Here is an 18,839-nt window from a genome sequence, read left to right as displayed (position 1 = left end):
GGGATCCGTTCGGGGAGGGTTACGCCGGCGACGGTGAAACGCCGTCCACCAGGTCAGTCTGGAGTCCTTCCGGATCGACTCCGCCGCGGTCAGCAATGCCCAGTTCGCGGCCTTTGTCGAGTCGACCGGATACCGGACCGAGTCGGAAATCTACGGCACGACCGCCGTTTTCCATCTCACGGTCCGCGCTGATCCGCAGGACATCCTCGGCGCGGTGGCCGATGTCCCGTGGTGGCTGAACGTGTGTGGCCGGACAAAACTGGACAAACCGAACGAAGGAAAGGTGGCCATTCCCCATGACGCGGCCCAATGTCATCCTGATCTGCGCCGACGAATGGCGCGGCGACTGCCTTTCCGGCGCCGGCCACCCCTACCTCCAAACCCCGCACCTGGACGAACTGGCCCGCAAGGGCTCGCGGTTTGAGCACGCGTATTCCGCCACACCCACCTGCGTGCCGGCCCGCGTTGCCCTCTTCACCGGCCAGTCGCAGGAACGGCACGGACGGGTCGGCTACCAGGAGGGAGTTCCCTTCGACGTTGCGCACCCGGTGACGCTCCAGGGCGAGTTCCGCAAGGCGGGCTACCAGACCCAGGCGATCGGCAAGATGCATGTCTTCCCGGAGCGGAGTCGAATCGGCTTCGATGACATCATCCTGCACGATGGTTTCCTGCACTTCGCCCGTCAGCAGCACCGGCTCAATTTCAGGTTCTTCGACGACTACGTCCCCTGGCTGCGCCGGCAGCCGGGCGTGGACCCGGAGGAGGAATACTTCGACCACGGGGTCAATTGCAATTCCACGGTGGCCCGTCCCTGGGACAAGGCCGAGCGCTTGCACCCGACCAGCTGGGCCGGCAGCCAGGCTGTTGACTGGCTGTACCGCCGGGATCCGACCAGGCCATTCTTCCTGTACCTGTCCTTCCATCGGCCGCACCCGCCCTACGATCCGCCGGCGTGGGCCTTCGAACAGTATCTGGACCTGCCCGCATTCCGACGCCGGTTGGGCAATTGGGAGCACCATTTCGATGCCGTCCGGACCGACGGGCTGCACCAGGCCGCGTTCGGCACCCTGTCCGAGGCTGTGACGCACCGCGCGAGGGCCGGCTACTACGGGCTCATGGCCCACGTCGACCTTCAGATCATGAGGCTGCAGGAGGCTCTGTCCGACTTTGGGCTCGCCGACGACACTGTCATCGCATTTACCAGCGATCATGGCGAGATGATGGGCGACCACGACTTCTACCGCAAGGCCGTCGGCTATGAGGGCTCGGCCCGGATTCCGTTCATCCTTGCCCCCGCGCCGTCCGACGCGAAGGCGGCCCGGCAGATCGTCGTCGACCAGGTGGTGGAGTTGCGGGACGTGATGCCCACACTGCTGGATCTTGCCGGCATCCCGGTCCCGCCGGAGTGCGACGGCATATCCCTGGTTCCGTTGCTGCACGGCGAAGCCGGTGTTCCGGTCCGGGACTGGCTGCACGGCGAGCATGTCTATTTCGGACAGTCCCTGCAGTGGGTCACCGATGGTCATGTGAAGTACCTGTGGGCCTCGGGCTGGGGCACCGAAGAGCTGTTCGATCTGGATGCGGATCCCGGTGAGCTGGACAATCTGGCGGATGATTCGGCGCACGCCGAGCTGCTGGCATTGTGGAAGTCCCGGCTGATCCGGGACCTGACCGGCCGGGAGGAGGGCTTCATCGAGGACGGGCGGCTGGTCGCGGGGAAGGCCGTGACCTCCATCCTCCGGCACACGCGCGAACGGTTGGCAGGCGCCGAAGCCCATCTGCCCCGCAGATAACGCACGAAAACCGCGCTTTGCCGGCTCTTATCTGCGGGGCAGTTGGACCCGGGTGGCGTCCTGGTCCTGGTCCGCCGGTTCGACGACGAGCACCGTCGCGTCGTCGGCCACCTCGCCGATGGCCCGCTGATGGGCGCGGAGCCGGTGCATCAGTTCCAGCGCACCGACGGGCGTCGAGACGGCCTCCAGGAATTCTCCGGCATCGCTCATCAGGCCAAGATCGACGGCGCGCCAGGCGCCGTCCGAGGCCATCACCATCAGTTCGGGCCGGGGCAGCTGGACGACGTACGCGTGGTCAGCCGCCGCCGGCTCGCGGCGTGCCACCCAGAGCCCGTCCGCGGTGTTGCGTCGTTCCCGGTCCGCGATCTGCCGCGCCCGGACGCCGACCGGATCCGGGCCGGTAGTCGGCACGGCAGCGTGGATGCGGGAATCAGCCAGCTCGCTGAAGACGTGCTCTATACCGCCCCCGGCCAGCCGTACCGCCACGTGGCAGTCGGCCAGGCTGAGCACTTCCACGCCGCCGTCGTTCAAATGGGCTACGGAAACGGCGGCGCTGGGAAAGCGCACGCGTTCCTCCCCCACTGACCGCCGGCCGCCGTCGTCGACCTTTTGCAGCGCCGCCGCCAACAGAGCCCGGACGCCGGACTCCGACATCGGGGCCGCTGGCTCGGATTCCGCCACCACCTCGGCCAAGGCAACGGAGAGCGTCTGCGCCAGCCAGGAGGGATCGGAGGCTCCGGGCAGGCCGAGCGGTTCCAGCAGGGAGGTGGCACCGTCGATCACCCAGGCGGCCGGGCCGGCAAACCCGCAGGTATCCTCCATCACGTGCGCGTCCCCCTCGGACTGCACGCGGGCGCGGATCTTCCAATTCAGGGATTCGGGGGCCATCGCTCCACCCTAATCTCAACCAGGTAGCAGTTATCGCATCCAAATCGCGTTTTGAGTGCGATAACTGCTACTTAGTTGGGCTAGGCTTCGACGCCGAGGGTTTTGAGGATCAATTCGCGAACCCGCCCCGCGTCGGCCTGCCCCTTGGTGACCTTCATGACGCCGCCGACAATGGCGCCCACGGCTTGGATTTTGCCGGCGCGGATCTTGTCAGCCACCTCCGGCTGCGCGGCCAGAGCCGTGTCGATGGCACTCTGCAGCGCGCCGTCGTCGGACACCACGGCCAAACCGCGCGTCTGAACCACATCCGCGGGCGTTCCCTCGCCGGCCAGCACACCGTCCAGGACCTCGCGGGCCAGCTTGTCATTGATCGCGCCGGAGCGGATCAGGGCGTCAAGTTCGACGACGACGGCCGGCGTCACGCCGAGCGCCACCGGATCGACGTCGGCCAGCTTGGCACGGCGCGCGATCTCCCCCATCCACCATTTGCGGGCGACGGCGGCGGAGGCACCGGCGGCGACGGTTTCCTCGATTTCATCCATGACGCCGGCATTGACCACATCGCGGAATTCCAAATCCGTGTAGCCCCAGTCCGCCTGCAGGCGCTTGCGGCGCTCCGCGGGCGGTTCGGGCAGTTCGGCCCGCAGGGACTCCACCCATTCAGGTGTGGCCAGGATCGGCAGCAGATCCGGCTCCGGAAAGTAGCGGTAGTCATCCGCGTCCGATTTGGGCCGCCCGGAGGTGGTGGACTTGGTGTCCTCGTGCCAGTGCCGGGTCTCCTGCACAATGGTGTTGCCGGAATCCAGGACGGCCGCGTGGCGCTGGATTTCGAAACGGACGGCGTTTTCCACCGCACGCAGCGAATTCACGTTCTTCGTCTCGGACCGGGTACCGAACTTTTCCTGACCGTACGGTCGCAGCGACACGTTGGCGTCGCAGCGGACGTTGCCGCGCTCCATCTTCGCATCCGACACGCCGAGGTTCTTCACGATCTCCCGCACCGCGGCCACATAGGCCTTGGCAAGTTCCGGCGCCCGGGACCCGGCACCTTCGATAGGCTTGGTGACAATTTCCACCAGCGGAACGCCGGCACGGTTGTAATCCACCAACGAGAAATCGGCGCCCTGAATGCGTCCGGTGGCCCCGCCCATGTGGGTGAGCTTGCCGGCGTCCTCCTCCATGTGCGCCCGCTCAATCTCCACGCGGAAGATGCTGCCGTCGGAGAGCTCCACGTCCAGGTGCCCGTCGTACGCAATCGGGTCATCGTACTGGGAGGTCTGGAAGTTCTTCGGAGTGTCAGGGTAGAAGTAGTGCTTGCGGGCGAAGGTGCAGGATTCGGCGATCTTGCAGTTCAGTGCCAGGCCGATCTTGATCGAGGACTCCACGGCCTTCCTGTTGACCACGGGCAGGACGCCGGGCAGGCCCAGATCCACCTCGTTGACGTTGGTGTTCGGCTCATCACCGAAGACGTTAGGGGCGGAGGAGAACATTTTGGTGGCGGTGTTCAGTTCAACGTGGACCTCAAAGCCCAGGACCGGGTCAAACTTCTCCATCGCGACGTCAAAGCTCAGGGTTGCGTCGGTCATTATTTTGCCTCCATGGTCTGTGTCGCGACCAGCTCGGGCGCCATATTCAGGATCGGGCCGCCCCAGCGTTCTTCCAGCAGCCCTTCGAGCACGGCACCCACGCGGTAGAGCCGGGCATCCTCGCGGGCCGGGGCCAGCAGCTGGATCCCCACCGGCAGCCCGTCCTCGTCGGCCAGTCCGCCAGGAATGGACAGTCCCGGAACACCGGCCATGTTGGCGGGGATGGTTGCCACGTCGTTGAGGTACATGGCCAGCGGATCGTCCAGTTTCTCACCCAATCTGAAGGCGGTGGTGGGGGACGTCGGGGAAATTAGCACGTCGGCCTGCGTAAAGGCCGCGTCAAAATCGCGCTGAATCAGGGTGCGGACCTTCTGCGCGGAGCCGTAGTACGCGTCGTAGTAGCCAGCGCTGAGCGCGTAGGTACCCAGAATAATCCGACGCTTGACCTCGTCACCGAAACCGGCGGCGCGGGTGGACGCCATCACGCGTTCGATCGTCATGGGCCCTTCCTTGGGCAGCGTGCGCAAGCCGAACCGGACGCCGTCGAACTTCGCCAGATTGGAGGACACCTCGGACGGCATGATCAGGTAATAGGCACCGAGCGCGTAGACGAAGTTGGGGCAGGACACCTCGACGATTTCCGCGCCGGCGTCGCGGAGCAGGTCCAGCGACTCGTTGAACCGCGCCAGCACGCCGGCTTGGTAGCCCTCGCCGCCAAGTTCCTTGACCACACCGATCCGCAGGCCCTGCACATTGCCGGTCCGCGCGGCCGCCACCAGGCCGGTGGACGGGTCCGTCAGCGAGGTGGAGTCGTGCGGGTCGTGGCCGCCGATCAGTTCGTGCAGCAGCGCGGCATCCAGCACCGTCCGGGAAACCGGACCGATCTGATCCAGCGATGACGCCATCGCTATGGCCCCATAACGCGACACGCCGCCGTAGGTCGGTTTCACGCCCACCGTCCCGGTGACCGCACCGGGCTGGCGGATGGAACCTCCGGTATCCGTCCCGAGTGCCAGCGGAGCTTCAAAAGCGGCGACGGCGGCCGCTGAGCCGCCGCCGGAACCGCCGGGAATGCGGTCCAGGTCCCAGGGGTTGCGGGTGGGTCCGTACGCCGAATGCTCTGTGGAGGAGCCCATCGCGAACTCATCCAGATTGGTCTTGCCCAAAATCGGCATCCGTGCGGTGCGCAGCTTCTTGACCACCGTCGCGTCGTAGGGGCTGTGCCAGCCCTGCAAAATCCGGGACCCGGCCGTCGTCGGCTGCCCGACGGTTACGATCAGGTCCTTGACCGCGATTGGCACACCGGCCATTTCGTGCAGATCCTCGGCGTCTGCGCCGCCCCTGGCCCGGCGGCCGTCCACGTCGGCGGCGACCGCGAGCGCCTCATCGGTGTTGACGTGCAGGAAGGCGTGCACGCCGCGGTCAGCATCGCCGTCGACGGCGGCAATCCGGTCCAGGTGCGCCTGCGTCACTTCGACGGCGGAGACGTCCTTGGCCGCCAGCATGGCGGCCAAGGTGGCCGCCGAGTGCTTAATCAGTTCCGTCATTAGTCCTCCTCCAGAATCGCGGGTACGCGGAAACGGCCGCCGCGTGCGTCCGGGGCGCCGGCGAGCGCTTCCTCGGCGGTCAGCACGTGGCCGACGACGTCCTCACGGAGCACATTCGTGAGCGGAATCGGGTGCGACGTTGCGGGAACATCTGCTCCCGCCACCTCGCTGACGGATTTCACCGAATCGACGATGACGGCCAATTCGCCAGCCATCCGGTCCAGTTCGTCAGCACTCATCTCGATGTGAGCCAGTTGCGCCAGATGCGCCACGTCGTCACGATTGATCGCAGCCATGGATCTCCCCTGCAGAAGTTGTTGTTTCCCGTCCAGTCTACTGTGCGGCAGCGGGCCATTTAGGGCTGGGACTCTGCAGCGTCGAAGAGGGAACCGTCACCGGGTTTTACCGGCGAAGGCATCTTTGACTCGAAACGGGACATTCTCCGCAGCGGCCGTCCCCGGATTGGTCTTGACGGCGCTCTATAAATACCCGGCGGCAAAAGGGTGTGTGAATTGCTGTGTCAAACAACGGGTCGAAATCAAATCAGCTTCACATTGGCAAAATGGATTCAGCATTGACAAGATAATCATTACCGGCACAAAGCAGCGTGCATAACCAACGTACATAAATTAGGGGTAGAACATGGCGTTACCGCAGCAGTCGTACTCGTCCGAAAAGACCGCACCATTGTGGGCACCGTTGTACGGAGCGTCGCTCCCGGATGCGGTGAAGCGTTTTTGGAAAAAGTACGTCGTATTCTCGGGCCGCGCCAGCCGAAGCGAGTACTGGTGGTGGGCTCTGGTTTCGGCCGTCGTCGTCCTGGTACTCGAGATCATCGGCGCGGCCGCCGGCGGCGCCGGAGCAACTGTCGCCGCCGATGGTACGTCCGTTCCCGGTCCGGGATTCGGCGTTGCCGCGGCCATCATTGGACTCTGGGGAGTTGCCACGATCATTCCGGGACTGGCCCTGCTGTCCCGGCGCCTGCATGACGGAAACTTCAGCGCGTGGTTCATCCTCCTCGGGCTCGTCCCCTTCCTGGGGGCAATCGCCCTTTTGGTCATGACGCTCATGCCGTCGAATCCGCAGGGACGGCGCTTCGACGGACCGGTTGCGGTTCAGCAGGGCTCCGGCTACCAGGCATAGCGGCTGCGGTGAAGAGCCGCCCGATTCTCAAACCGCGTAGATTAGTGGGTATGCCTACCCACGAAACGCCAGTACCCCTTGACGCCTCACCCGCAGACCGCATCGGCGCCGCCGTCGACCTCTACGGACAAGGCAACGTGGTCAAGCGCGCGCTCGCGCTGCTTGCCGGCGAGGACGAGACGAAGGAATTCCTGCTCTTCGCCGGCGGGGCGCATGCCAACGGCATCATCAACGGCGCCCCGGCGCTCTACTGGCCGGAGCTGTGGGGCGCGCGCGTCTTTATGTACCTGTGGGATGAGTCCGCCGCTGCCCCGATCCGGGCCGGGCTGGGCAATCAGGCGTGGCGGGTACGGGAAATGTGCGCCAAGGTCACGGCCTTGCGGGGGCTCCCGTTTACCGAAGAACTCCAGGCACTGCTGGCCGACGACGTGCCCCGGGTCCGGGCCGCCGGTGCCCGCGCGCTGGCCCAGGTGGGCGGGGAAGGGCATTCCGGAGCCATCAAAGCACTGTTAATGGACTCCGACATGGATGTGCGTCGTCAGGCCGGCGCCGCACTGAAGCGGTTGGCCGACCGTTTCGCAGCCGGCACTACAGCTCCAGGCGGTACACCAGCAGTTTGATCTTCGTTTCAGGAACCAGCCAGTCGCGTTCGGGCACGCGGCGGAACCCGGTGGATTCGTACAGGGCGTGAGCGCTGTGCCAGTCCCGTCCGGTGGTCAGGCTGACGGCGCTGACACCGTCGAGTTCCCTGGCATGGGCCACGATCGCCTGCACCAGCGCGCGGCCGATCCCGCCGCGCTGGACGGCGGGATCCACCACCAGCATGCGGAATTCCAGCTCGTCCTGGCGGGCTATGTCCGCGAATTTGTCCCCGGCCCGCGCCAGCGTGACCGACCCGGCAATTACGCCGTCGCGCTCTGCCACCCAGATCGGCGCAAATGCGGCCCGATCTGAAACCTGCTGGATCTGCCGCATGTACGGATGCTCAGCGTCGTCAAAATACCCCGCTGCCAGGTAGGAATCCCGAGTGATGCGGGCTATTTCGGTATAATCGGTGGGTGCTGCGGGCCGCACGGTGATCGTGGCGCTCATGGGCTGCGTGGTGTTCCTATCGAGGCGGGACGAAAGCCGCGGCGGATGCCGCCTATCTATTCTGCCCTACCACCGCGCTGCCGACGCCGGGTCCCGGTGGTTCTGCGCTACCACCGGGGCGGCGCGGATCCATAACCGCGGGCCGGAACATCCCAGCGGACCGGAACACCGGCAACCTCCATCGGCATCGGCAGCCGCAGTCCCGCTCCCCAAACGGTCTGCTCCGGCGCGGCCGCCTGGTCTGCGGCGGACGGGACGTCTGAAGGTCCGGTCCCCATCAGCCCGACTGCACCGATTCCTTCGGAAGTGCCAACAAGTTCGACGGCGGTGCGGGCCAGCGACGCACGGACGGCGGTCACCTCCCCGCCTCGCCGCCGGGTCCAAGCCAGCACGGTGGCGGCCGCCAGCAGATAGCCGGTGGCGTGGTCCAAAGCCTGGACTGGCAAGGGCCGCGGAGCCGGCGAACCGTAGTTGCGCATGCCGGCGTCGGCAATCCCGCAGCTCATCTGCACCAGCGAATCGAAGCCGCGGCGGCCGGCCCACGGTCCGGTCCAGCCATAGGCATCCAGGGCGGCAGTGACAAGACCCGGGTAGTCCGTTGCCAGCACCGAGGGCCCCAACCCCAGTCGATTCAGGGCGCCTGGCCGGTACCCGTGCACGAGGATGTCGGCCTCAGCCAGGAGTGTCTTGAACCGCAGCAGACCGTCGGGCTTCTTCAGATCCAGCCGCGCGCAGTTCTTTCCCACCGTCATTTCCGGTTCCAGCGCCGGTTCGAACCAGTCCAACGGGTCGATCCGGAGCACCTGCGCTCCATATCCAGCCAGGAACCTGGTCGTCACCGGCCCGGCCAGCACCCGGGTCAGATCCAGCACCTTGACGCCGTCCAGCGGCCTTTCCGGCGTGCCCGCGTCCCGCAGTGCAGCCCGTCCCAGCCGGTCCCAGTGGATCAGCGGCTCCGCTATCACCGCGGCGCCCTGCGGATGCATCGCCCAATCCGCGACGCTGCGCATTTGCGCCGCACAGCCACCGGCTGCCAGCACCGCGTGCTCCAGGTCCGCAGCCCGCCAATGTTCGACGGCGGCGGCGACCGTTGCGCGTGACGGTCCGGCTCCCGGGTGAGCCGGCTCCGGAACGGCCCGCGCTCCCGAAGGTTCCGGCGGGGCGGCCATGCCAAGCACCGAAAGCGCCGCAGCGCGGTGGTGCGGTGCGTTGGTGTGCAGCCTGATCCAGCCGTCCAGGGTCCGATAATCCCCGGCCAAGGAATCCCAGGCCGACGGAAGTTCCCACCCCACCGGACGGAAGGACTGGCCGAACCACAGCGAGGCCAGTCCCCGATCCACCCGGACCTGCGGCCGCGGCACGCCGAACGTTTCAACGAGCCCGGCCACCGCCGCCCCCGCAGCTGCCACCGAGGCTGCCGCCAGATCCGTGACCGCGAAGGCGGACGGCAACGTCCTGCTGCCATGGAACAGGACCCCGTCGTCGCCGTCCGCGGCGCCGCCAAGGCCCTGCCAGATCCTCTGCAGCAGCTGTTCTGCGGTCATGTCACGAGACTACGCCCCCAGCAGACCTACAGGGCAGAACGAGACCTCAACGGGTCCCGTACTCCCAACTAGGTAGCAGCAGGTGCAGTCAAAACGCGTTTTGAGCGCATCTGCTGCTACCTAGTGTAGTGTCTCAGTTTTGTTTTGTGGCTTGGAGGGCTACGCGTCCGCGGCGGACTTTTTCGATGATGGAGTCGGCGGTCGCTGTCCAAATCAGCGGCGTGGGGTTCTCGTTGTTGACGCGGATGTAGGCTTCGATTTTCTCGATTAAATCCGGCACCGAGTGGAAGACCCCGCGGCGCAGTGCCCTCTCCGTGAGGTCCCTGAACCAGCGCTCCACCAGGTTCAGCCAGGAGGAGGAGGTTGGGGTGAAATGCAGGTGAAACCGCGGGTTCTTCTCCAGCCACGCTTTCACGTTCGAATGCTTATGGGTCGCATAGTTGTCCACTATGAGGTGGATTTGAAGGCCCTTGGGGACCTCCTTCTCGATGGTTTTTAGAAACCCCAGGAATTCATCGTGCCGGTGCTTGGGCACGCAGGATCCCAGGACCTTTCCCGTGGCGACCTCCAAGGCCGCGAAGAGCGTGGTGGTTCCGTTGCGCTTGTAGTCATGCGTTACGGTCTCGGCCCGACCCCTGACCATCGGCAGGGACGGTTGGGAACGGTCAAGAGCCTGGATCGAGGTCTTCTCATCCATGCAGAAAACCATCGCGTTCTCCGGCGGATTCAGGTACAGCCCGCACACATCAATGAGCTTCTCGTCAAAGTTCGGATCGGTGGAGAGCTTGAACGTCTTGATCAGGTGCGGCTTCAGCCCACGTGCCGCCCAAATCCGCTGCACCTGCGCCGGAGACACACCGACACGTGCCGCCATGGACCGCACCGACCAATGCGTCGCACCCTCCGGTTTGGAAAACCGCGTCAATTCAACGATTTCGGCGATCTTCGACTCCGGGATCGCCGGCTTGCGCCCCCGCCCCTCCTTGACCTTGCCGAACTCCTTCAGCCCTTCCCCTACGAACCGGGCACGCCAAGCCCGCACCGTCGCCGGGCTTACACCCACCACCCGGGAGATCCACTCGTTAGCCAGGCCCTCGGCAGCCATCAGGAGAACCTGCGCCCGCTGCACCTCGCGATGTGAAGCAAGCCGAGACTTGGACAGGGCCTCCAAGACCTCGTGCTGGGCGTCGGTGAGGGTCAATGCGGGAGCTGGATTCGACATGTTCCCAGCTTAATCCACAAGTCATAAACTATTTTGGAGACACACCACTAGTTGGGTGGCGGTGCGGCTCATTGTCCCCGGCTATTCCGGCGGGGTGTAGGTTCCGGCCAGCACCGGAACCGACGCCGCCGTCCACGCGGACAGCGTCTCGCTCGAGGACGGAAGACCGTTCAGGGCAGAGCTCAGCTGCGGTCGCCGCACCCAGGCGCCTGCCTCTTCTGCAATCAACGCTCCGGCGGCAAAATCGTGCTCGAAAAGTCCGTATTCCAGGTAAGCGTCCAGCCCGCCGTCGGCGACGGCGCACAGCTCCAGAGCGGCGGATCCGAGCCGCCGGAAGTCATTGAACCCCTGCATCCTCCCGGCCAGCTCCGATGCGAGCCGGCTTTGGATCGTCCGGTCGTAGGTCAGTGAGGTGGCGAGTAGATTTCCGTTCCGCGCCGCCAGCGGTCCGTCCAGCCGGCGCACCCGCGCAACCCCGTCCGGGCCTCGATCCGACAGCCACGCGCCTCCGCCGCGGCTCGCATAGTAGGTCCGGCCCAACGCTGGTGCGGCGACGACGCCGGCCAGCCAGCCGCCGTCGGGCCCTGTTACGGCCACCGAGGTGCAGTAGTAGGCGATATTGCGGATGAAATTCATGGTGCCGTCGAGTGGATCCACGGACCAGCGATAGCCGGAGGCGCTGGCGGAAACGGCCGGCGCCAATTCCTCCCCGGTTATGGTGTCATGCGGGCGCGCGGCCGAGATGGCGCTTCGCACCGCGCGTTCCGCCGCCAGATCAAAGGCGGTGACCCAGTCCGCGTCCGAGGTTTTAGCCGTGGCGGCAAAGGCAGACGGGTCCCGGCCAGCCAGCACAGCGGCCCCAGCGGCGGCGGCGTCCCGCGCCACCGCCAACAGTTCTTCGAGCAGTTCCGCGCTCATATAGTTCCCTCCGTCAGTAGCTTCACAAATCCATCCTCATCCAGCACCGTCAGGCCCAGTTGTTCGGCCTTGTCCAGCTTGGTGCCCGCGTTCTCCCCCGCCACCACGTAGCTGGTGTTCTTCGAAACGGAACCGGAAGCCGTCCCGCCCCGGGTAATGATGGCCTCTTTCGCCTCGTCCCGGCTGAAGTTCGGCAGCGACCCGGTGACCACAATGGTCAGACCGGCCAGGGTGCGCGGCATGGTCTCGTCCACCTCGTCCGCCATCCGCACCCCGGAAGCGGCCCAGCTGTCCACGATCTCCCGCTGCCAGTCCACGGTGAACCACTCCGTTAGTGCCTCGGCAATAACAGGCCCGACGCCGTCCACCTGCGCCAGCTCCGGCACCGAGGCCGCACGGATGGCATCCATGGAGCCGAACGCCGTGGCGAGCGCGCGCGCGGCCCGCGGCCCCACGTGCCGGATGGACAGTGCCACCAATACCCGCCAGAGCGGCTGGCTTTTCGCCTTCTCCAATTCGCGGAACAGCTTCTCCGTGTTTGCCGCCGGGACCGACGGTTTCTTCGCCGTCGCCTTGGTATAGAAGTAGGGCACCAGCTCGCTTTCGCCGGTCGGCACCCCCTTCGCTTTCTTCTCCCGTCGGACCATCACCTCGGACAGGTCCTGGGCTGTGAGGTTGAAAATGTCTGCCTCGGTGGTCAGCGGCGGGGTGTCCGGTGCGGCCGGGCGGGTCAGCGCCAGCGCCGCTTCATCTCCGAGCGCCTCGATATCGAAGGCGCCGCGGCCTGCCAAGTGCGCCACGCGCTGAGTCAGCTGCGCCGGGCAGGATTTCGCGTTGGGACAGCGCAGGTCGACGTCGCCATCCTTGGCCGGGGCCAGCGCCGTGCCGCAGGACGGGCAATGGCTGGGCATCACAAAAGCACGTTCCGAACCGTCACGGAGCGCGACGACGGGACCGACAATTTCCGGGATCACGTCCCCCGCCTTGCGCAGCACCACCGTGTCCCCGATTAGCACACCCTTGGCCTGGACCACGTCCTGATTGTGCAGCGTTGCCATCGTGACCGTCGAACCCGCCACCAGCACGGGCTCCATCACCCCGTAGGGTGTGACGCGTCCCGTACGGCCAACGTTGACGGCGATGTCCAGCAGCTTGGTATTGACCTCTTCCGGCGGATACTTGTAGGCCACCGACCAGCGCGGCACCCGCGAGGTGTAGCCCAGCGCGCGCTGCGTGGCAAAGTCATCCACCTTGACCACAATGCCGTCGATTTCGTGCACCAGGTCATGGCGGTGCTCACCGAAGTGCGTAATGAACTCCAGCACCTCGTCCTCGCTGTCCAGCACCTTGAAATACGGGCTGGTGGGCAGCCCCCAGGACTTCAGCAGCTCGTAGCTCTCAGACTGGCTCGCCGCGTCCAGCCCGGACCGGGCGCCGATCCCGTGCACGTACATGCTCAGCGGACGCTTCGCTGTTTCCGCCGGATCCTTCTGCCGCAGGGAGCCTGCGGCGGCGTTGCGCGGGTTGGCAAACGGCGCCTTCCCCGCGGCCACCATCGTCTCGTTTAGCGCAGTGAAATTCTTCGAGGCAATAAAAACCTCACCGCGGATCTCCACCTCCGCCGGCAGCTTCTGGCCCTTGAGCCGCTGGGGAATGTCCTTGATCGTTGCCACATTGTGGGTAATATCCTCACCCGTGGTGCCGTCCCCGCGCGTCGCTGCACGGACCAGTTTCCCGTCCCGGTACAACAGGTTCACGGCCAGCCCGTCGATCTTCAGCTCGGTCAGCCATTTCAGCGGCGCCTGCGCACCCAGTTTGGCCACGGATCCTTCCGCGCGCCGCAGCCACGCCTGCAGCTCCTCCACCGAAAAGACGTCTTCCAGACTGTACATCCGGGCCAGATGTTCGACGGCGGCGAAGGCTGCGGACACGTCGCCCCCCACCTCCTGGGTGGGCGAGTCATTGCTGATCAACTCAGGATGGAGCGCTTCGATTTCCTCGAGTCGCCTGTACAGCGCGTCGAACTCCGCGTCCGAAACCAGCGGCGCGTCGTCGTTGTAATACGCAAAACGGTACGAGCGCACCTTATCGGCCAGCGCCTCGTAGTCCTCGCGCAGCGACTCGGACGGAATGACGCGCCCGGCGGACCCGGGAATGGCATCGACAATATCCTTGGCTTTACTCACTGTTCTATCTTGCCCTATGGCACAGACACAGGCGCAGAGTGGAGATTCGGCCAGTCCTTCGGCCGAGGCCGCCGGATGTCCCGCGGGAGAACGGCGAGCCGGGCAGCACCCGGCGGTAGACCGCGTGCGAAGGCTTCCACGAGGTTGGACGGAGGCTGGAACACGTTCCAGAACACGGCCAGCCGACCATCGCGCTGCGGCGGCCGAACCCGGCCATCCTCACATCGACGTCCACGCCGAGCACCCGGCAGCCCGCCGTCTGGAAGGTTCGGGCGGACACACCGGTCCAATGCCGACGTCGAGCACATCGCGCCCGGGACTGGCGGCGACGATCCGCTCCACCATGGCTTGCGGGTAGCGGGACCGCGTCCGGTCGTAGCGTGCGGGATCAGAGCCGAACGACTCGGCAATCTGTCGGGAGTGATGGGACTCTCTGGCCGAGAAATGCGCCCAAATATCGGCGACTGCAATCTGGCGCAGGTCCTCGGCATGATCTACATGAGCTGTTGACGGGTCGAGCCCGGAGCCGTCAAAGATCCTGTTGATGTACTCGATCAGCTCCTCTAACGTGCCCTTGCTCTTCTCCCGGGTGGCGCGCCCTTACGGACTCGGGGTCAGAGGGTAAACGTGCACACGTCCAGGACCGTCGTGGTACTCGATGTCGATATGAATATTTGGGCGCGAAATGCGTCACCGTGGATCAGGAACCGGACGTTTGGGGCGTTCGGGCACCACCGTCACTGGGCAGCGGTATTGAGGACAGCCCTTGCATCGACGATGATCACAGTGACGTTGTCCCGGCCGCCGGAGCGCAGAGCGGACTGAACCAGTGAATCAACAGCATCCTGGGGACCTGCCGTGGTGCTCAGTATCCGGTGGATCTGGTTATCAGTCAGTTCTGCGTTCAGTCCGTCGGAGCAGACCATGTAACGGTCGCCCTCTTCGACGGGGACCAGCCAGTAATCGGCCTGCGCATCGTCTCCCGTTCCCACGGCACGGGTGACAACATTACGGCGTGGATGGACCAGCGCCTCAGCAGGAGTGATGAACCCTGCGTCCACCATTTCCTGGACCTCCGAATGGTCCACAGTCACCTGTTCAAATTTGCCCTGGCTGAGCCGATATGTCCGCGAGTCCCCGACATTGAAAACCAGCCAGTACGGAACGCCGCGCTCCTCCACCAGCACCACACCGGAGACGGTGGTCCCGGCCCGCGAATTCGTCAGCTCACGGATGCGGGCGTCGGCCTGCTGCAAGGCCAGTTGGAGATCTGCCGCCGTCGCATCCCGCGAACCGGCTGCCAGCGCGGCGCATTGTCTCAGCGCGCTAACGCATTCCCGGCTTGCCACCTCTCCCGCTTCGTGGCCGCCCATGCCGTCTGCCACCGCAAAGACCGGGTCGGCCGCGAGAAGGGAATCCTCGTTCAGCTCCCGCCGGAGCCCCCGGTCCGTGCCGTATCCGCAGCTGAGCCGGATGGTCGGCGCGGGATCCGACGGCATAGGGGAAAGACTGCCCTGATGAGCGTTCATGCGCGTCCTCTCAAGAAACCGCGGCCGCCATTCCTGCGCAATGTCAGAGGTGTTGTGGACATAGAACAGGACGGATCTGCCACGGCTGGGAGCTGATCAATCATTTCCCCATCGTAACCGGCGGCCATGCCGGCCATCAGGGTCGGACCGCCCAGATCCACGGTGCGGCTGTCATAGAGGCTGGTTGCGCTGCCACAGCGAAGATATCCGGTGGCACCTGCCGGTCCCCGGACGCCGGGCTTTCGTCAGTCGGGCATTCGTCAGTCGGGCATTCGTCAGTCGGGCGTCCGTCAGTCGTGGTCCGGCGCCCAGGCGTCCGTCAGTCGACGACAAGTCCCTCGCCGCGCCCGCGCGCCAGCACCACCGGGTGGATCGCCCCGAAGCCGCGGACCTGCTGGACCTCCTGGGGAATCAACACAAAACGGTCGTCCGCATTCAGCGCCGCAGCCGTGCTCGAGTCGATCAGCACCGTGCCCGGCTCCGCCAGGGCCGTCAACCGCGCAGCCAGATTCACCGTTGGCCCGTAGATGTCCCCCAGCCGGGAGAGCACCCGGCCCCAGACCATCGAGACACGGGCCTCCGGCAGGAAATCGTCAGCCGCCATGGCCTCAGCCAAGGCGAGCGAGATCTCCGCCCCCGCCACCGGGGTCTCACAATTGAAAAGTACTTCGTCGCCGATGGTCTTGACCAGGCGGCCACCGCCCACGGAAATGATTTCCGCGCACTTGTTCTCAAAGCGCTGCACCAGCTTGGCCAGCGTCTTCTCGTTCATCCGGCGGGACAGGCTCGTGTAGCTGACCAGATCAGCGAAGCCGACGGCGCGGGCCAACGGCAGCGGCGCGTCGTCCTCGGTCCCGTGCCGGCCTTCGGCGCTCGAATCCAGACCGGCCTGCGCCCGCACGGCAAGGCGCTGTACGCCGGCGTTGAGTTGACGGCGCCAAGAATAGAGGAGCATTTTTTCCATCGGGTCAATCAGATCCGGTAACTCGGACACCAATGTGCGCCGCGCCTCGGCATCGCTGACACCGCGCTCTTCAGCGATGTCCTCCACCAGAGCCTCGATCTGCCAGACCACCATCCGGTCCGTCATCTGGCCGACAGCCCGCGTGACCGAAATGGCTGCATCCTCGGTGAGCAGCCCGGACCGCACCACATCAATAACCGTGGTCAACGCATCCTGGTCCCGCTCGCTGAAAGCGACGTCGTCGTCGCCCAGGTTCGGGAAACCCATGGCGCGCCAAAGCTTCCGCGCCGACAACAGCGAAACGCCCGCGCCGTGGGCCACCTCCCGGCGGCGGAACTTGCGCTCTCCGCCAAGCAGACGGGCCTCCAAAGCCTGCAACGCGCTTCGTTCGGGGCCAAGGTCAGCACCGCCGGCCGTGTCCGTTGCCTCGGGTGCCCCGGCTTCAGGGGCCGCTTCCGGAACGGATTCGGGAACGGCTTCCGGAACGGCTCCCGAAACGGGACTCCTATCCGCAGCGGGTTCCCCAGCCGGCGAACTCCCGGAACCGGGAGCAGACTCCGCTTCCGGGCCGGTTTCCCGCAGCCGCTCGGCTTCGCCCGCCGGAGCGGCTTCCTGTTCAGGAGCGGTTTCCTGTTCCGGAGCGGTTTCCGGATGCACTTCCGGCTCTGGCCCGGGTCCCTGCCCGGTTTCCCCGACATGTCCGGCGAAAGCGGATCCTGCCGGCTCGGTACCCCATTTGGACACAGGAATCAACGCTACCGCCGCCCGGGATCCGGAAGTTTCCGGCACTCCATTAGCGTCTTCCATGGTCCAGTTCCTCCCACCCATCTCGATCAAGCATCCTGCGGATAATTCCAATCACCTTCGGGGCCGGTCAGCGCCGTGTGCGGCAATTCGTTGATCGCGTCCAGCGCAAAATCACGGAACCGGGCCACCTCCGGCACGTCCTTGACGGATGCCGACCCCTCGTACCCCATGTCCAAGGTTATATTCCCGGAGCGCAATATCCGTTGCAGCCAGGATTGCCGCGTGCCCAGATTACGGACCGCGCCGAGGGGAATGTCCTGACGTGACTGCCGCAGCCAGCCGCGCCGCACGATGATCCGGCGGCTGGTCAGCGTGTATCGAGTGCCGGCCCAGCGCAGAAAAATGCGCGTCGGGTACAGAACAAGACCGGCAATGCCGAGGACGACGACGGCACTCGTCAGCGGTTGCTGCCAGGCCGCCGTCTGGCTGGACAACCGCTCCAATCCGCCGCGCCGCAGCCACGCCAGAGCAAACCCGACGACCGCCGGAATCAGGATGAAGACCACGGCGGGGCCGGTTAATGCACGCGCTTGGGGCCGGCTCTGCACAATGACCTGTTCCCCCGGAGCAAGCCGGCTACGCATAGCGGCTGGAAGCGCCGGAACCGCGAGCCCTACGGGAATGATTTGCCTCACGGGGACCACTTGCCGCGGCCGAACCACATGCCGCGCCAGAACCACCTGGGCTGCCGGCAACGTGGCGGCGCAAATGGACCACGTCGCCGGCCGAAACGGTGTGCGTGGTCCCCGAAGCATCGGTCAGCAGCAGCGAACCGGTCATATCCAGACCCACGGCCAGTCCAAAAATGCTCTTATTGCCAGGGAGATCCGCGCGCACCTGCGTTCCCAAGGTGACCATTGCCGCCGTCGCCCGCTGCAGCAGACTCTCTCCTCCGTCCAACGGACGTCGAGCGTCCCCGTCCACGGCACAAAAAGCGAGGTAGAGCGCAGCAAAACGATCCAGGTAGGCGGGCAGCAGGAAGTTCCGGTCCAGCGTCAACGCACCCTCGATGGCCAGCGAGGTTGCGGTCTCCACCGGAAGTTCATCCGGGCTCTGCGACACGTTGACGCCTGTCCCCACAATAACAATTGGACCGGCAGTGACGACGGGGCCGGCCGCCGACGACGAAACGGCCGTCTGCGCGGCCGTCATTTTCGGCGACGCCAGCTGCGCCAGAATCCCAGCCACCTTCCTTCCGTTGACCAGAACGTCGTTGGGCCACTTCAGCTGGGCCCGGACGCCGGCAACGTCTCCCACAGACTCGATCAGCGCAATCGCGGCAAGCAGAGACAGCCACGAATACGCCGTAAACGGCAACGGCTTGCCGGCATTTTCCGGTCGGAGCAGCACACTGACAATCATCGAGCTCCCCGGCGGGGACACCCACGTCCGGTCCAGCCGCCCCCTCCCGGCAAGCTGCTCCTCAGCCGCCAGCGCGCTCAGGTCAGGCCACCGTTCCGCTTCAGGGGACCCGCTCGCCACTGCCGCGGCCGCCACCAGATCCGCGTTCGTGGAACCAGTTGAAGCGGCCAGATCCATCCGGCTGTAGCGCCCGTCAGGCGGTATCAGCGCACGACGCAGCCGGTTCAGGTCTAGGGGAACGGGCTCCGGAGTCATACC

17 protein-coding genes are annotated in these 18,839 nt (G+C 65.6%); 4 read left to right on the top strand and 13 right to left on the bottom strand.

Annotated features, from left to right (window positions below):
* Positions 1 to 58: 58 nt before the first annotated feature.
* Complete coding sequence (locus ACLLJI_RS04665) at positions 59 to 424, top strand: SUMF1/EgtB/PvdO family nonheme iron enzyme (protein WP_434621216.1); 366 nt, start codon at positions 59 to 61, stop codon at positions 422 to 424.
* Positions 315 to 1,793 carry an arylsulfatase gene (locus tag ACLLJI_RS04660; RefSeq protein WP_434621213.1) on the top strand — a complete coding sequence of 493 codons (1,479 nt, stop codon included), beginning with the start codon at positions 315 to 317 and terminating at the stop codon, positions 1,791 to 1,793. The genes ACLLJI_RS04665 and ACLLJI_RS04660 overlap by 110 nt, the downstream gene beginning before the upstream one ends.
* Positions 1,794 to 1,820: 27 nt before the next feature.
* On the opposite strand, the gene ACLLJI_RS04655 is transcribed toward ACLLJI_RS04660, so the two are convergent.
* From ACLLJI_RS04655 to gatC, 4 genes are all read right to left on the bottom strand, one after another.
* Entirely contained in the window at positions 1,821 to 2,681 is an 861-nt protein-coding gene (locus ACLLJI_RS04655; RefSeq protein ID WP_434618485.1) for a PP2C family serine/threonine-protein phosphatase, read from the bottom strand.
* An 80-nt stretch (positions 2,682 to 2,761) separates the two neighbouring features.
* Positions 2,762 to 4,270, bottom strand: coding sequence for an Asp-tRNA(Asn)/Glu-tRNA(Gln) amidotransferase subunit GatB (gene gatB, locus ACLLJI_RS04650; RefSeq protein WP_434621210.1), 1,509 nt, complete (start codon positions 4,268 to 4,270; stop codon positions 2,762 to 2,764).
* Entirely contained in the window at positions 4,267 to 5,814 is a 1,548-nt protein-coding gene (gene gatA, locus ACLLJI_RS04645) for an Asp-tRNA(Asn)/Glu-tRNA(Gln) amidotransferase subunit GatA (protein WP_434618482.1), read from the bottom strand. The genes gatB and gatA overlap by 4 nt, the downstream gene beginning before the upstream one ends.
* Entirely contained in the window at positions 5,814 to 6,110 is a 297-nt protein-coding gene (gene gatC, locus ACLLJI_RS04640) for an Asp-tRNA(Asn)/Glu-tRNA(Gln) amidotransferase subunit GatC (RefSeq protein ID WP_283561608.1), read from the bottom strand. Before gatC ends, gatA begins: the two co-directional genes overlap by 1 nt.
* A 346-nt stretch (positions 6,111 to 6,456) precedes the next feature.
* On the opposite strand from gatC, the gene ACLLJI_RS04635 reads away from it, so the two are divergent.
* A complete protein-coding gene (locus ACLLJI_RS04635; protein ID WP_434618479.1) occupies positions 6,457 to 6,957 on the top strand; it encodes a DUF805 domain-containing protein in 501 nt (166 codons plus the stop codon).
* Positions 6,958 to 7,007: 50 nt separating this feature from the next.
* Positions 7,008 to 7,577, top strand: a complete 570-nt coding sequence (locus ACLLJI_RS04630; RefSeq protein WP_434618476.1) for a HEAT repeat domain-containing protein — start codon at positions 7,008 to 7,010, stop codon at positions 7,575 to 7,577.
* Here the strand turns inward: ACLLJI_RS04630 and ACLLJI_RS04625 are convergent.
* The 9 genes from ACLLJI_RS04625 to ACLLJI_RS04585 all read right to left on the bottom strand — a co-directional run bounded on the left by ACLLJI_RS04625 (position 7,546) and on the right by ACLLJI_RS04585 (position 18,836).
* Positions 7,546 to 8,049 (bottom strand): GNAT family N-acetyltransferase, encoded by a 504-nt coding sequence (locus ACLLJI_RS04625; protein WP_434618473.1) that lies wholly within the window; start codon positions 8,047 to 8,049, stop codon positions 7,546 to 7,548. The two genes, ACLLJI_RS04630 and ACLLJI_RS04625, sit on opposite strands and share 32 nt — an antisense overlap.
* A 107-nt stretch (positions 8,050 to 8,156) precedes the next feature.
* Positions 8,157 to 9,593, bottom strand: coding sequence for a CoA transferase (locus ACLLJI_RS04620; protein WP_434618470.1), 1,437 nt, complete (start codon positions 9,591 to 9,593; stop codon positions 8,157 to 8,159).
* 133 nt (positions 9,594 to 9,726) lie between these two features.
* Complete coding sequence (locus ACLLJI_RS04615) at positions 9,727 to 10,815, bottom strand: IS630 family transposase (protein WP_434615665.1); 1,089 nt, start codon at positions 10,813 to 10,815, stop codon at positions 9,727 to 9,729.
* Positions 10,816 to 10,896: 81 nt separating this feature from the next.
* Positions 10,897 to 11,733, bottom strand: a complete 837-nt coding sequence (locus ACLLJI_RS04610) for an inositol monophosphatase family protein (RefSeq protein ID WP_283562183.1) — start codon at positions 11,731 to 11,733, stop codon at positions 10,897 to 10,899.
* A complete protein-coding gene (ligA, locus tag ACLLJI_RS04605; RefSeq protein WP_434618466.1) occupies positions 11,730 to 13,919 on the bottom strand; it encodes an NAD-dependent DNA ligase LigA in 2,190 nt (729 codons plus the stop codon). The genes ACLLJI_RS04610 and ligA overlap by 4 nt, the downstream gene beginning before the upstream one ends.
* A gap of 737 nt (positions 13,920 to 14,656) precedes the next feature.
* Positions 14,657 to 15,448, bottom strand: coding sequence for a PP2C family protein-serine/threonine phosphatase (locus ACLLJI_RS04600; RefSeq protein WP_434618463.1), 792 nt, complete (start codon positions 15,446 to 15,448; stop codon positions 14,657 to 14,659).
* Positions 15,449 to 15,767: 319 nt separating this feature from the next.
* On the bottom strand, positions 15,768 to 16,994 hold the full coding sequence (locus tag ACLLJI_RS04595; protein WP_434621207.1) for an adenylate/guanylate cyclase domain-containing protein: 1,227 nt from the start codon (positions 16,992 to 16,994) through the stop codon (positions 15,768 to 15,770).
* Between the two features lie 251 nt (positions 16,995 to 17,245).
* Positions 17,246 to 17,803 (bottom strand): PH domain-containing protein, encoded by a 558-nt coding sequence (locus tag ACLLJI_RS04590; protein ID WP_434618460.1) that lies wholly within the window; start codon positions 17,801 to 17,803, stop codon positions 17,246 to 17,248.
* Positions 17,796 to 18,836 (bottom strand): biotin--[acetyl-CoA-carboxylase] ligase, encoded by a 1,041-nt coding sequence (locus ACLLJI_RS04585; RefSeq protein WP_434618457.1) that lies wholly within the window; start codon positions 18,834 to 18,836, stop codon positions 17,796 to 17,798. The genes ACLLJI_RS04590 and ACLLJI_RS04585 overlap by 8 nt, the downstream gene beginning before the upstream one ends.
* Positions 18,837 to 18,839 lie beyond the last annotated feature (3 nt).

This window comes from Arthrobacter sp. A5 (assembly GCF_051131705.1).
GTDB lineage: Bacteria > Actinomycetota > Actinomycetes > Actinomycetales > Micrococcaceae > Arthrobacter_M.
Note: the sequence above shows the minus strand (reverse complement) of the source record. Positions and strands in the feature narration are given on the sequence as shown.

What these genes read in the sequence shown, in the direction of transcription:
- ACLLJI_RS04655 (WP_434618485.1), bottom strand. Translation starts at nt 2,681, where the DNA reads ATGGCCCCCGAATCCCTGAATTGGAAGATCCGCGCCCGCGTGCAGTCC.
- gatA (WP_434618482.1), bottom strand. Translation starts at nt 5,814, where the DNA reads ATGACGGAACTGATTAAGCACTCGGCGGCCACCTTGGCCGCCATGCTG.
- gatC (WP_283561608.1), bottom strand. Translation starts at nt 6,110, where the DNA reads ATGGCTGCGATCAATCGTGACGACGTGGCGCATCTGGCGCAACTGGCT.
- ACLLJI_RS04635 (WP_434618479.1), top strand. Translation starts at nt 6,457, where the DNA reads ATGGCGTTACCGCAGCAGTCGTACTCGTCCGAAAAGACCGCACCATTG.
- ACLLJI_RS04630 (WP_434618476.1), top strand. Translation starts at nt 7,008, where the DNA reads ATGCCTACCCACGAAACGCCAGTACCCCTTGACGCCTCACCCGCAGAC.
- ACLLJI_RS04625 (WP_434618473.1), bottom strand. Translation starts at nt 8,049, where the DNA reads ATGAGCGCCACGATCACCGTGCGGCCCGCAGCACCCACCGATTATACC.
- ACLLJI_RS04620 (WP_434618470.1), bottom strand. Translation starts at nt 9,593, where the DNA reads ATGACCGCAGAACAGCTGCTGCAGAGGATCTGGCAGGGCCTTGGCGGC.
- ACLLJI_RS04615 (WP_434615665.1), bottom strand. Translation starts at nt 10,815, where the DNA reads ATGTCGAATCCAGCTCCCGCATTGACCCTCACCGACGCCCAGCACGAG.
- ACLLJI_RS04610 (WP_283562183.1), bottom strand. Translation starts at nt 11,733, where the DNA reads ATGAGCGCGGAACTGCTCGAAGAACTGTTGGCGGTGGCGCGGGACGCC.
- ACLLJI_RS04600 (WP_434618463.1), bottom strand. Translation starts at nt 15,448, where the DNA reads ATGAACGCTCATCAGGGCAGTCTTTCCCCTATGCCGTCGGATCCCGCG.
- ACLLJI_RS04590 (WP_434618460.1), bottom strand. Translation starts at nt 17,803, where the DNA reads ATGCGTAGCCGGCTTGCTCCGGGGGAACAGGTCATTGTGCAGAGCCGG.
- ACLLJI_RS04585 (WP_434618457.1), bottom strand. Translation starts at nt 18,836, where the DNA reads ATGACTCCGGAGCCCGTTCCCCTAGACCTGAACCGGCTGCGTCGTGCG.